Source organism: Exiguobacterium sp. B2(2022) (genome assembly GCF_028823655.1).
GTDB lineage: Bacteria > Bacillota > Bacilli > Exiguobacteriales > Exiguobacteriaceae > Exiguobacterium > Exiguobacterium aestuarii_A.
Window position 1 is genome coordinate 1 of sequence record NZ_JAPEHX010000026.1, and the last position, 12,763, is coordinate 12,763.

16 protein-coding genes and 1 other annotated feature are annotated in these 12,763 nt (G+C 50.0%); of the genes, 14 read left to right on the forward strand and 2 right to left on the reverse strand.

Features of this window, described 5'->3' with window-relative positions; all coding sequences use genetic code 11:
- The first annotated feature begins 159 nt into the window (after positions 1 to 159).
- The 14 genes from ON063_RS06830 (at position 160) to ON063_RS06895 (ending at position 11,157) form a co-directional block, all read left to right on the forward strand.
- Entirely contained in the window at positions 160 to 660 is a 501-nt protein-coding gene (locus tag ON063_RS06830) for a hypothetical protein (protein ID WP_274664644.1), read from the forward strand.
- Positions 661 to 971: 311 nt separating this feature from the next.
- Entirely contained in the window at positions 972 to 1,412 is a 441-nt protein-coding gene (locus ON063_RS06835; RefSeq protein ID WP_274664645.1) for a hypothetical protein, read from the forward strand.
- A 198-nt stretch (positions 1,413 to 1,610) separates the two neighbouring features.
- Positions 1,611 to 2,648, forward strand: a complete 1,038-nt coding sequence (locus tag ON063_RS06840; RefSeq protein WP_214695333.1) for a rod shape-determining protein — start codon at positions 1,611 to 1,613, stop codon at positions 2,646 to 2,648.
- A gap of 13 nt (positions 2,649 to 2,661) precedes the next feature.
- Complete coding sequence (gene mreC, locus ON063_RS06845; RefSeq protein ID WP_074035245.1) at positions 2,662 to 3,552, forward strand: rod shape-determining protein MreC; 891 nt, start codon at positions 2,662 to 2,664, stop codon at positions 3,550 to 3,552.
- A gap of 1 nt (position 3,553) precedes the next feature.
- The gene (gene mreD / locus ON063_RS06850) at positions 3,554 to 4,048 is read left to right on the forward strand and encodes a rod shape-determining protein MreD (RefSeq protein WP_083600174.1); all 495 of its coding nucleotides are present in this window, start codon (positions 3,554 to 3,556) and stop codon (positions 4,046 to 4,048) included.
- 5 nt (positions 4,049 to 4,053) lie between these two features.
- The gene (locus tag ON063_RS06855) at positions 4,054 to 4,722 is read left to right on the forward strand and encodes a septum site-determining protein MinC (RefSeq protein WP_243834777.1); all 669 of its coding nucleotides are present in this window, start codon (positions 4,054 to 4,056) and stop codon (positions 4,720 to 4,722) included.
- A gap of 5 nt (positions 4,723 to 4,727) precedes the next feature.
- Positions 4,728 to 5,585 (forward strand): septum site-determining protein MinD, encoded by an 858-nt coding sequence (gene minD / locus ON063_RS06860; RefSeq protein ID WP_214695335.1) that lies wholly within the window; start codon positions 4,728 to 4,730, stop codon positions 5,583 to 5,585.
- A gap of 43 nt (positions 5,586 to 5,628) precedes the next feature.
- Positions 5,629 to 6,954 carry a ribonuclease E/G gene (locus ON063_RS06865; RefSeq protein ID WP_274664646.1) on the forward strand — a complete coding sequence of 442 codons (1,326 nt, stop codon included), beginning with the start codon at positions 5,629 to 5,631 and terminating at the stop codon, positions 6,952 to 6,954.
- A gap of 55 nt (positions 6,955 to 7,009) precedes the next feature.
- Positions 7,010 to 7,082: a sequence feature (ribosomal protein L21 leader region), on the forward strand.
- A 15-nt stretch (positions 7,083 to 7,097) separates the two neighbouring features.
- The gene (gene rplU / locus ON063_RS06870; RefSeq protein WP_015881153.1) at positions 7,098 to 7,406 is read left to right on the forward strand and encodes a 50S ribosomal protein L21; all 309 of its coding nucleotides are present in this window, start codon (positions 7,098 to 7,100) and stop codon (positions 7,404 to 7,406) included.
- Between the two features lie 3 nt (positions 7,407 to 7,409).
- The gene (locus ON063_RS06875; RefSeq protein WP_274664647.1) at positions 7,410 to 7,745 is read left to right on the forward strand and encodes a ribosomal-processing cysteine protease Prp; all 336 of its coding nucleotides are present in this window, start codon (positions 7,410 to 7,412) and stop codon (positions 7,743 to 7,745) included.
- 12 nt (positions 7,746 to 7,757) lie between these two features.
- Positions 7,758 to 8,039: a 50S ribosomal protein L27 gene (rpmA, locus tag ON063_RS06880; RefSeq protein ID WP_015881155.1), complete on the forward strand. Its 282-nt coding sequence runs from the start codon at positions 7,758 to 7,760 to the stop codon at positions 8,037 to 8,039.
- A gap of 66 nt (positions 8,040 to 8,105) precedes the next feature.
- Positions 8,106 to 8,546, forward strand: a complete 441-nt coding sequence (locus tag ON063_RS06885) for a Spo0B domain-containing protein (protein ID WP_274664648.1) — start codon at positions 8,106 to 8,108, stop codon at positions 8,544 to 8,546.
- Positions 8,547 to 9,836: a GTPase ObgE gene (gene obgE / locus ON063_RS06890; RefSeq protein ID WP_074035227.1), complete on the forward strand. Its 1,290-nt coding sequence runs from the start codon at positions 8,547 to 8,549 to the stop codon at positions 9,834 to 9,836.
- 52 nt (positions 9,837 to 9,888) lie between these two features.
- Positions 9,889 to 11,157, forward strand: a complete 1,269-nt coding sequence (locus ON063_RS06895; RefSeq protein ID WP_337873901.1) for a hemolysin family protein — start codon at positions 9,889 to 9,891, stop codon at positions 11,155 to 11,157.
- Between the two features lie 43 nt (positions 11,158 to 11,200).
- On the opposite strand, the gene ON063_RS06900 is transcribed toward ON063_RS06895, so the two are convergent.
- Together ON063_RS06900 and ON063_RS06905 are read right to left on the reverse strand one after the other, a co-directional pair.
- Positions 11,201 to 11,974 (reverse strand): NUDIX domain-containing protein, encoded by a 774-nt coding sequence (locus ON063_RS06900; RefSeq protein ID WP_214695345.1) that lies wholly within the window; start codon positions 11,972 to 11,974, stop codon positions 11,201 to 11,203.
- Positions 11,975 to 12,093: 119 nt separating this feature from the next.
- Entirely contained in the window at positions 12,094 to 12,672 is a 579-nt protein-coding gene (locus ON063_RS06905; RefSeq protein WP_274664649.1) for a DedA family protein, read from the reverse strand.
- Positions 12,673 to 12,763 lie beyond the last annotated feature (91 nt).

Consider the following 12,763-nt stretch of genomic DNA (forward strand, 5'->3'; position numbering starts at 1 on the left):
AAAAACAAGAAAATTATTTAAATGTCAAAAGTAAAATTTGATGCGATTTCTAGTAACTTTTTTCCGCTTATAGTATTCATAATATGCGACGTTAAAGGTTATTCATTCTCTTTATAGAATAATCCCCCAGAACAATAATTTATTTAAAGGGATGATCAAATGAGTTTGGGTAAAGAACCTAAAAAAATATATGTCGAAATTACTAGCGAAATGGCAGATGCAACTTTTAACTTTGTTAATAGATTATTTGAAGAAGACCTTGAAGCTTTTTGGGATTCTGTATGCGCTGTTGATCAAGCACGAATATACGGAATATACCGAACCATTCTTGATAAAGAAAATCTTAGTTTCAGACAGTATAGTTATTCAAGGTTTATAAAAAATGAGTTTGTAAACTTACTTAGATTAAAAATGAAAAATTATAAAGAGAATCCTGGTATAGCAACACATCTGAGATTCTCTAAAGATGGTGTACCTATGGTGTACTTGTTACAAAATACTATTGTTCCTCGTCACTATATAGCTGAATCAGAAGAAATGGTTTACCCAATATTTTTAGGATTAGACACGGTATATAAAGAAGGTGAGATTGTAGCAGAATGGAAAGTTCGACTATATGATGATGAATCACATTCAAAAATTATGAATCAAAATTTTTGAATGTGACGTTTCCGACGCTCCTCTTGAGCGTCTTTTTATTGCAACTTATATATCGTTCATATGCCCTGGTAAAACTAAAACTAGTGTTAGAGGGGCGGGAGCAACCTCAATCGGAGAAAGAGTAATAGAATACAAGAATGAGGAGCAGAAGTAGTTGTTCAATGCCCAAGACTATTTTATGCCTCACGTTTCTGGGAGATGATTATAACTGGCATCTGAATATTAAAGAAACTATGACTAAGAAAAAGGAATATACAATTTCCTCCAATTGACTCGCGGACTTTGGTAAGATATCAGGTGAGGTGTTCAACATGGAAAAAATCATCTGGTTGTTCATGCTTGGCGTATCGCTCCTTGTGAGCTACGTCCAACTAGACACGACCCTCTTCTCGCTCGTCCTGTTCGTCTTATTTTTATTCGTGAGTACGGCGCTATTTCTTCGGTTCGATGAGGACCACTGGCTCAATCGCGTCTCACCGCTCGTCGGTGTCGGGGTAGGCATTCTATCACTCCTCGCCTATCTTGGTCTGGTTGTGGTCTCGTTCAATGAACTCGACCAACTCGGCATCTGGACGGTACTCGTCCGCTTGCTACTCATGTACGTCGGGATCTACATATTCGTCATGACGACATCGAGCTTTTTAGCCGGGGCGACGCGCGTGAAACCATCCCGTTTCTTTCGACCGGTGCTTATCTTTTCGGTCTTCTTTTACGGAGCGATGCTTTTACTCCCGCTCCAACCTGGTTTGTAACCGTTCTCTCTTAGGCAGACGCCTACTCGCGTCTGCTTTTTTTGATTTGCCTTTTTCCTCAAAAGAAGGCAAACTAGTAGACGGTGAGACAGGACTGAGATGCGGTTATTGTAAATAACCTGTAATCGAATGAACGTTTTCAAACATGATTTTTCCGTTATAATAAAAAATAGTGTAACGAAGAGAGGAGCAACACCTATGTTTCGTAGTTTTAACCGAGAAATCGGAATCGACCTTGGAACGGCTAACACGCTCGTTTACGTAAAGGGTCAAGGAATTGTTGTTCGTGAACCGTCCGTTGTGGCGTTCCGCACAGATACAGGTAGAATTGAGGCCGTTGGTAACCAGGCCAAAGATATGATTGGACGTACACCAGGGAACGTCTCTGCTCGTCGTCCGATGAAAGACGGCGTTATCGCTGACTTTGAAACGACAGCAACGATGATCAAATACTTCATGGAGCAAGCTCAAAAATCAAAAGGCGGTTTGTTCTCATCGAAGACGAACGTCATGATTTGTGTGCCAAGTGGCATCACGTCTGTTGAAAAACGCGCTGTTGAAGACGCGGCAAAACAAGCAGGTGCTCGTGAAGCTTATACAATCGAAGAACCGTTCGCGGCAGCAATCGGCGCAGGTCTCCCGGTTTGGGAACCGACTGGCTCGATGGTCGTGGATATCGGTGGCGGTACGACCGAAGTCGCAGTGATCTCACTCGGCGGCATCGTGACAAGCCAATCGATTCGTGTCGGTGGTGACGAAATGGATGACGCCATTATTCGTTACATCAAAAACAAGTACAACCTCATGATCGGGGAACGTACGGCCGAGACGCTCAAGATGGAAGTCGGTTCAGCACGTATCGACGCATCAAACGAGGCGGAGAAGATGGAAATCCGTGGTCGCGACCTCGTGACAGGACTTCCGAAACAAATTGAAGTGTCATCTACAGAAGTATGCGAAGCACTCTCAGATACAGTCGAAGCGATCTTGGCAGGTGTCAAGCAGACGCTCGAACAAACACCACCAGAACTCGCGGCTGACGTGATGGACCGTGGAATCGTCTTGACTGGCGGCGGCGCGCTCCTCAAAAACTTGGACGACGTCATCTCAGACGAGACGCACATCCCGACACTCGTTGCGGATGAGCCACTCGACTGTGTAGCAGTCGGTACAGGAAAATCTCTTGAAATGATGGACGTCCTCCGTTCGAAATCAGGCATCTCGTCACGTCGATGAGAGGTGAGACACGATGAGCCGATTCGTACGTAATAAAAAGCTCATCATCACGCTAATTGTACTGATCTTGTTTTTCGTCATTTTAGGGGTTTCGATTCGAGGACGATCGGAATCAGCCTGGTACCAAGACGTCACGCGTGATGTGGTCGGCACGTTCCAGCGAGTGTTCGCGGTACCAATCGGATGGATGGACTCGACCGTCTCATCCATCTCGGACGTCCGCGACATCTACGAAGAGAACCGTCAACTGAAAGAACATTTGGCGAAGTATGCTGAGGTATCGGTTGAGGCAGATGATTTGCGCCGTGAGAATGAGGAGCTTCGGAAAATGGTCGAAGCGAAAGACGAGTCGTTACGCGACTTCGACCTCATTCCGGCGGAGGTCATCGGGCGGACACCGAACGATTGGCAACGCTACGTCACCATCAACGTCGGTTCTGAAAGCGGCGTTGAGAAAGGCATGGCCGTGACCGCGGCGAGCGGGATGGTCGGTCGTGTCATTCAAACGAGTGCCTATACGTCACAAGTGCAACTGCTCAGCGACAACAACCGGACGAACAACGTCTCGGCTGTCGTCAAAGATGCTGACGGCAAAGCGACGTATGGGACGATTGACGGCTTCGATACGGAGACGAACGAGTTGTTCTTCACGAAAGTATCGAATAGCGTCAAGCTGAAAGAAGGAGAAATTGTATCGACCTCTGGACTCGGGGGACGTTACCCGGCCGGACTCGTCATCGGTACGATCGAGTCGATCGAGACGGACGAATATGGCGTCTCTCAAGTCGCCCGGATCAAACCGGAGGCCGACTTCAATGAGTTCTCACAAATGTACGTGATTGATCGGACACTAGACGAACCGTTTCTAACGGGTCCCGAGGAAGGAGGAGCAGCGGGTGAGTAACATGAAAGTGTTCATCGCCCTGTTCCTCCTTTTTCTTATTGAAGGAACATGGGCATCGATTTTCTCGTGGCACTATGCCACGCCGTATCTTTTATTGACGCTAATCGGGCTGATGTTTGTCAGTCTGTACGGTCGATGGGAGACGGCGCTCGGGTTCGGTCTTGTATTCGGATTGCTGTATGATATCGTCTACACCGACTTGCTCGGAATTTATGTATTTACTTTTTCACTCATTCCTCTCTTAGCCAGCTTCGTGTTAAAATATATAGGTGAGAACTTCTTCTCCGTCACCATCACCTTCACGTTCATGATTGTCGTATTCACAGTTGCGATATACGGGATCATGGCAGCGATCGGTGGGACGTTGATGACGATTCAAACACTATTGATTGAACAGATTCCAGGGACCGTGCTCGTCAATGCCATCGCCATCGTGATTCTTTATTATCCGATGATGCGGTATGTGACGATCCGACCTGTTGTGAAAAGAGGGTAGCCATGATGGAGCGTAAACGACACATTACGATTAAAGGACATCGCAACGGAATTGCCATCCACTTCAATCCGAAGAGTGGCATCGACGAGGTGCTTACGGACTTTGAAGCGACATTACAAGAAATGGAGCCGCCGTCCGGTAAGATTGCCCTGAAGTTGCACGCGGGTACTCGTTATCTTGACGAGGAGCTGACACGTCAAATTCGTGAGGTCGTCGCTCGTCATGGCGTTTTTTATATTGAAGACTTGTCGAGCGATGTCATGTTGACGGAAGAAGCGAAAGCGACGTACGGCAGAAAGACGTTCCACTATCATAGCGGGACGATTCGCAGTGGGCAGGTCCTCGCGTTTGATGGTTCGGTGCTTGTAATTGGGGATATCAACCCTGGTTCTGAGGTCCGGGCGACAGGAAGTATTTATTGTTTGGGCACGATACGAGGAAATGTGCGTGCGGGTGTCGAAGGATGGGAAGAAGCGGTCATTACCGCAAGCCTCCTCCATCCAAAGTTTTTGGCAATCGGCGAACATGTTCTCACGTCCGACGATGAGGAAGAACTTCCTGAGATTGAGATGGGTTGTGCGTATCAGACGAATGACGGGATTGAGATGACACGTCTCCGCCACGTCATGACCGGTCTGAAAGACGCATATGCAATGGAATTACAGAGAGGGTGAGTGGAATGGAGCAAGTAGTGGAGCCTGTACATACAGAAAAAGAAGTGAAAAACGGCAGAGCCATCGTCGTGACATCAGGAAAAGGGGGCGTCGGGAAAACGACGACGACCGCCAACATCGGGACGGGGCTCGCCTTGTCTGGACACTCGGTCTGTCTCGTCGATACGGATATCGGGTTGCGTAACCTCGATATCATTCTCGGACTCGACAACCGGAGCATTTATAACCTCGTCGATGTCATCACGGGACAATGTAAGTTGAATCAGGCGCTCGTTCGCGACAAGCGGTTTGAAGAGATGTACTTACTTCCGGCCGCACAGTCGAAAGACAAGACGTCGGTCAATCCTGAGCAAGTGAAAGAGATTGTCGACCAGTTGAAGACGGAATATGACTTCGTCTTGATCGACTGTCCTGCAGGGATCGAGCAAGGGTTCATGAACGCGATCGCCGGAGCGGACGAGGCGATTGTCGTCACGACGCCTGAGAAGGCGGCCGTCCAAGACGCGGACCGCATCATCGGGATGCTTGAGCAAGCGAGTCATATCGAAGCACCGAAGCTCGTCGTCAATCGGGTGAAGAATCACCTCGTCGAATCGGGCGATATGCTCGATATCGATGACATCATGCGCATCTTGTCGATCGACCTCCTTGGCGTCGTCATCGACGATGAGGAAGTCATTGCCGCTGCGAACCGCGGGGTGCCGGTCACGATGAACCCGGACAACAATGCCGGACAAGCGTACCGTAACATCACGCGTCGCATCCTCGGCGAATCGGTCCCGCTCATGTCGATTCAGACAGAGACGGCACCGGTCGGCTTCTGGGCACGACTCATGATGAAATTTGGAATGAAAAAAGCGTAAAGGCAACGAAAGTTGCCTTTTTCTGTCGAAAGGAGAGGTGCACATGAAGTTAATCTACGAACGAACACCTTCCATTGAACGGGCGATGCTCGTGGACGGGGAACGGCTACTCGAGGTCGAAGAACGCTTCGTCGACCAATTATCGGTCGGTACGATCGTCGAGGCTGCGATTGAACGGATCCACCCGTCACTCGGCGCAGCTTTTTTGACGGACGGAGAGACGACGTTCTTTTTACCGATTGCGGAGACGCTTCGCGCACTGGCCTCGTACCCGGACGTGCCTGCCATCGGACAAGCGGCTGTCGTCGGGGAAAAACGACTCGTGCAAGTGACGAAAGAAGGCATCAACGGCAAGCATCATAAAGTGACCGAAAACATTCGGTTCGGTGGACGTTATCTCGTCTACTTCCCGTACGGTCGTCGTAAACTGTTCAGTCGGAAGCTCGACCTCGTCACGCAGGACCGTCTCTCGAAGTCGGTTGCCCTTACAGAAGAGGAAGGGGTCCTGTTTCGAACGGAGGCCGGACAAGTGGCACCAGACGCCTTACAAGAAGAACTCGACTTGCTCCGAGATCGTGCGAAAGCTGTAATCGAACAGCGGTACGGGCAAGACGAACTACTCTGTGAACATTTCGTGCGGCGTCATGCGGTCGAGTCGGTCCTCTTGAACGACAAGGAAGGACAGACGCGCATCGAACGCTTGGACGTTCCCGTGAAACGTCACATCGGCAAAGGTCGAATCCCGGAGGCGAAGCGTCTTGACGAGGCGATTGAAAAGCTCGAGAGTCGTGCCGTTTGGTTAGATGGCGGGGCGTTCGTCTTGATCGAACAAGTCGAGACGATGACCGTCATCGACGTCAACAGTGGGAAGAACGTCGCCGTCAAAGACAAGGGGCGCGCAGCCGATACAATCAATGAAGCGGCGCTCTATACGATCATGGAGCAATTGCGCTTACGTAACATTGGCGGCATGATTGTCATCGACTTCCTACGCGGTTCGAAAGATGGTCAGACCCGTCTCCTGAAAAAGATGAAAGAGCTCGGGGCACGTGACCCACGACGGGTAGAAGTGTACGGCTTCACACGGATGGGGTTATTCGAATTGTCACGGGAACGGACCGGACGCTCAATCCAAGACCGAATGACGTATGGAGGCAAGCCGTCGAAACTGGCTGTCTTCTCGCAGTTTGAACGCGCACTCCTTGACCTTAGCGGGCAATACGAGGCGGTCGTGCTCGCACTACCGAAAAAGTGGCATGACGCTTCCTGGCATGAATTCGACATCGACGTGCACCTCATCGAAGGGGAGCCAGAGTTCGCCTTTTACGGGACGTATGCAGAATGTCAGAATTTCTTATCTCGCCGTTGACAATGAATAATTGAGAGTGGTATTATCTATAACGTTAGTTCGTTTGGAAGCACCCAAATGGCTACAACCGCACAGAACGGGTTTTAAAGGTATTTGCCCTGCCCAGGATGGCGAGTCTGAGTTTAACAAGGAGGTGCACGTATATGTACGCAATCATCAAAACTGGTGGTAAGCAAATCAAAGTTGAAGCAGGTCAAGAGATCTACATCGAAAAACTCGATGCTGATGTCGAAGGTACTGTAGAATTCGGTGAGGTTCTTTTCGTTGGTGGTGACGATGTTAAAGTCGGCGCTCCACTCGTAGAAGGCGCTAAAGTTGTCGGTACTGTGGTAAAACACGGCCGCGCTAAGAAGATCACTGTCTTCAAAATGAAAGCTAAGAAAAACTACCGTCGTAAGCAAGGTCACCGTCAGCCTTACACGAAAGTTCGCATCGAGAAAATCGAAGCGTAAGCTATGATTCGGGTCAAGGTAAGACGAGACGCGGCGAACTCGATTCGCTCCGTCGAAGTGACTGGTCATGCCAACTTTGCAGAACCTGGTTCTGACTTGGTGTGCGCCGGTGTTTCAGCCATCATATTTGGTGCCTATAACGCCGTCGAAACGCTTGCGGGTCAATCGCTTCTTGTAGAAATGGCAGATCAAACAGAGGGTGGTTACTTTTATGTCGAGACGTATCCTGACTTATCACCGCAGGATATGGAACGCACCCAACTGTTATTAGAAGGGATGCTCGTGCAGTTAGACACGGTCGCCCAAAGCTACGGTGAATATATCCAAATTGAACAATAGGAGGTGGACCTCATGTTACAATTGAACCTTCAGTTCTTCGCTTCGAAAAAGGGAGTTGGTTCGACTAAAAACGGTCGTGACTCAATTTCGAAACGTCTCGGTGCAAAACGCGCTGACGGACAAACAGTTTCAGCTGGATCAATCCTTTACCGCCAACGCGGTACAAAGATTCACCCAGGTGAAAACGTTGGCCGTGGTGGCGACGACACTTTGTTTGCGAAAGTTGACGGCGTAGTACGCTATGAGCGTCTTGGTCGCGACAAGAAACAAGTGAGCGTTTACCCAGTCGCGTAAGTTGAACGACGCAGAAGACTCTAGCCACTTTTTTGGTTAGAGTCTTTTTTTCTAGGAGAGGATCAAATGGATTCAGAACAGACACTCGAGCTCTTATCGACCGTCCGTCACGAATGGATGAATCGGCTTCAATTGATCTCGCTCTATGCGGCACTCGATCCGAATAAGCTCGAGGAACTTTACGAACGCTATCGGAAACAGGCCGACGAGGAGAGTGCGCTCGTTCGTTTGAACGTGCCACAGACGAGCCTTGTCGTGATTCAAGCGAATTGGGAAGGACGGATGACGTATACGATTTCGACCGACCAACTCGCCATCGATGATGCGCGAGTGGCAGAGATGCTTGTCCGCTTGTTGAAAGACACGGACGGGCCGATTCATGTGACGTTCACGGACGGACTGATGGTTCGCGTCACGGGAGAAGTCCCGGAAGACGTGCTCACGTCAGCCGATGTGTACGAACAGAACGTAGAGATGACTACGTTTCACATAAAGGAGGGGAAATAAATGTTTGTCGATCAGGTTAATATTTTTGTAAAAGCTGGAGACGGCGGAAAAGGGATGGTTGCCTTCCGTCGCGAAAAGTATGTCCCAGATGGTGGACCTGCAGGTGGTGACGGTGGTCACGGTGGAGACGTCGTCTTCGAAGTAGAAGAAGGATTACGCACACTCGTTGATTTCCGTTACTCGAAGAAGTTTATCGCCCACGATGGCGAAAAAGGGATGTCAAAAGGGATGCACGGACGTAAAGCGAAGCCGCTTATCGTCAAAGTCCCACCTGGCACAATCGTATTCGACGCAGAGACGGATACGGTCATCGCCGACTTGACGGAGCACGGACAACAAGCGACGATCGCCAAAGGCGGACGTGGTGGACGTGGGAACTGTCGTTTCGCGACACCGGCCAACCCGGCTCCAGAAATCGCGGAGAACGGTGAACCAGGTCAAGAACGCGAATTGCGTCTTGAATTGAAACTCCTCGCAGACGTCGGACTCGTCGGTTTCCCGTCTGTCGGGAAATCAACGCTTCTGTCTGTCGTTTCGTCGGCACGTCCGAAAATCGGGGCGTACCACTTTACGACGATCACACCGAACCTCGGTGTCGTCAAGACAGCGGACGACCGCAGCTTCGTTATGGCCGACCTTCCAGGTTTGATTGAAGGGGCTAGCCAAGGCGTCGGTCTCGGTCACCAATTCCTTCGTCATATCGAACGGACGAAAGTCATCGTTCACATGATCGATATGAGTGGGATGGAAGGACGCGATCCGTTCGAAGATTACACGACAATCAACCGTGAGCTTGAGTCGTATAACTTACGTCTTCTCGAGCGTCCGCAAGTCGTCGTGGCGAACAAAATGGATATGCCGGACGCAGAGGAACATCTTGAAGAGTTCAAGAAGAAAGTAGGAGACGATGTCAAAGTCTTCCCAATTTCTGCCCTCGCACAAGATGGTCTTCGTAACTTGTTGATTGAAGTGGCGAACTTTGTCGATACGACACCTGAATTCCCACTCGATGAGCTTGAAGAGAAGACAGCGACGCCTCGTGTCGTGTATCGTTATGAGAAGGAAGAGAAAGGCTATCAGATCCACATCGATGAATACGATCGCTTCGTAATCACGGGCCCTCGTATTGAGAAGCTCTTCAAGATGACGAACTTTGACCATGATGAGTCGATCAAACGATTCGCTCGTCAAATGCGTCAGATGGGCGTCGATGATGATCTTCGTAAGCTCGGTGCCGAAGACGGCAGCGTCGTTGCGATTCTCGACTTCGAATTCGAGTTCGTGGAGTAAGAAAAAAATTATTTGTTAAGAAGAAACGGAGTGTGAAGCTAACGTGGACCCTGTGCCCTCGTCAAGTTTAATTCTATATGTAGTTCTCGTCATGTTGTCAGCGTTTTTCTCATCAGCAGAAACGGCGCTTTCGAGTGTAAACCGTGTTCGGATGATTCGGATGGCAGAAGACGGCGACAAAGCCGCAAAACGCGTCCTCAGTCTCGTCGACCGCTTTGACGATACGCTCTCGACGATCCTCGTCGGGAACAACATCGTCAACATCGGTTCGGCGACGGTATCGACCGCCATCGCCACGTCGATTTTTAGTGGCGGTACGGGTCTTCTCGTGTCGACGTTCGCGACGACGGTCATCATTTTGATCTTCGGTGAGATTTTACCGAAGTCGCTCGCCAAAGAGTTTGCGGAGAAGTATTCGCTTCTCATCAGCGGGATTCTCGTGTTCCTCGTCAAAGTCCTCAAACCGGTGACGATGATTTTCACTGGGTTGAAGAAGTTGACGCTTCGGATGATTGGGATGAAAGACAAGGAGCCGTCCGTCACGGAAGAAGAGTTGAAAGTGCTCGTCGATATGGGAGAAGAGGAAGGTGTGCTTGGTGAGACGGAAGCTGAGCTCGTCCATAGCGCCTTCGCCTTCAACGATATTACCGTCGATGACGTCTTGACGCCGCGAATCGATATTTTGGCTGTCGACATCGACGATTCGCTCGATGAAATCAAAGACACGATTTTCAGTGGGGGACATTCACGTTTGCCGGTCTACAAAGACTCGATTGACAACGTCATCGGTGTCTTGTCAGAACGTGACTTCTTACGTTCGATGATGAAGGATGAAGTGACGGATGTCCGTTCGCTCATCCGACCGCTCACATACGTGTCACCACAGACGAAATTGATTGAACTACTTCCGATTCTCCAACAGAAACAATCTCACATGGCTGTCGTCCTCGATGAATTCGGGGGCACGGCGGGTCTCATCACGTTAGAAGACATGCTTGAAGAACTCGTCGGCGACATCTGGGATGAGCACGACGAATCTGTCGTCTATCTCCGACGTCTCCGTGAAGGGGTCTACGAGTGTATGGCTGACATGAACGTCGATGAATTCGCCGAAGAGATGGGGATTGCGGAACCAGACGTCGATTCCAACACGATGGGCGGTTGGTTCGTTGAATTACTCGGCGACATTCCGGAGAAAGGTGCACAAGTCACGTATCAAGACATGACGTTCACCGTTCTCCACGTGGAAAAACGCCGTGTCCGGAAACTGTTAGTGGAGACTGGACAATCACAGCAAGAAGATCTACAAGAAGAAGCATAAAGAAAAGGGATGATTCGCGCGTAGCGGATCATCCCTTTTTGCGTTACACCGATTGGCGCTCGATGCGCTCAATCAATTCGTATGGACGTACTTTGTAGATGGCGTATGGCATATATACAGGGTCGATCGCATCGAGGAAGCGCATCTGGAAGTGCTCCCGTTTAATATAGTCACCGACGTTACGCGAGTCGACTTTGTAGAATCCGACTTCCTGTGTTTCCCCAGCTTGTGGTCTGAGGTCCCCGGATACATATTTTGCACGGAACGTGACGCAGAGGACGCGGGACGACACGTTTTGATAAATTCCCGTGATGCCTTCGACCTCGATTTTCACGCCTGTCTCTTCGTCCACTTCACGGTGGATGGCGTCGACGAGCGACTCGTGCTCTTCCACCTGTCCGCCCGGCATCTCGAAGGAGTCGTTTCGGTGCATGTTTTTGACGAGGAGGACCTCACCTGCTTCATTCGTGATATACGCTGTCACACAGACGATCGCACGCGGCGGTGTATAGTGACCGGTCGGCATCATGAACTCTTCGCTCGACTTGATATACAGGTCTTTTCCGAGGCGGGCTCGCTGCTTCATGGCGTCCCGTCGTAACGTACTGCCACGATAATCCCGCTCGACTTGTTCATAGTGTTCACGGTCCCGGTATTCCCATAGTGCCATGACCTCCGACTTGTCTTCGGTCACCCAGCGTCCGACGAGTCGGGCGCCATGGGACGCTTGAATCGGATAGATGTATGTATGGAAGAAGTCGGTGAATTCTTGCAGGCGTTCAGGTCGAATCGTATACGTTTTACGGCGATGGAACATGGTGATTCCTCCTTTTTCGTTGTGCGGTGTCCTGTTTGTGTGACCGCGATTCGCTTACATGGTTCTTATTCGACAGATGATAGCGTTTCCCTTTCCGACAAAAAAAGAATCAGCGTTCGTTACGCTGATTCTTTCACATGTTTTGGTTGCTGACGAAGATGACGGACGACGAGAAAAATTCCGATGGCGAGCGCCAGGAAGGGCAGGATATCGTCCATGAAGTGGCCGATCATCCGCCAGTTGTCGCCGAGCATCATCCCGACATGAATGAAGATGAATGACCAGACGGCAAAAATGACGGTCGTCACCGATAAGAACTTTCGGAACGACAGGCGCATCACGCCGGCACTGACCGCGAACAGCTGGCGCCAGAACAGGCTGAGACAGACGATCCATGCCCCGTATTTCTCAAACCAGCGCTCGGCCCGCAGTTGCTTGTCTTGCCGAATCCGGAAGTAACGATACAGCTTCAAGGCGACGGGACGCCCACCATATCGACCGATCCAGTAAAGTCCGATCTGACTGAGCGTGAAGGAGACCCACGCCAGTAGGAACATCAGGAAGAAAGACGCGTCATGCGAATCGACGAGAAAGCCGCCATATGCGAGAACGAGTTCGTTCGGGATGAATTGGATGAAGATGCCGAGAGGAATGCTGAAGACACCACATACGGCGAGCATGTGCTCGAGGACGTTCATGACGAGACCTCCTTTCAAGGTGATTGCAGGAAACTTGTTCCATCCATCAGTATAACGGACATGACTGAAAAGAAAAAGAAGAGATGTCACA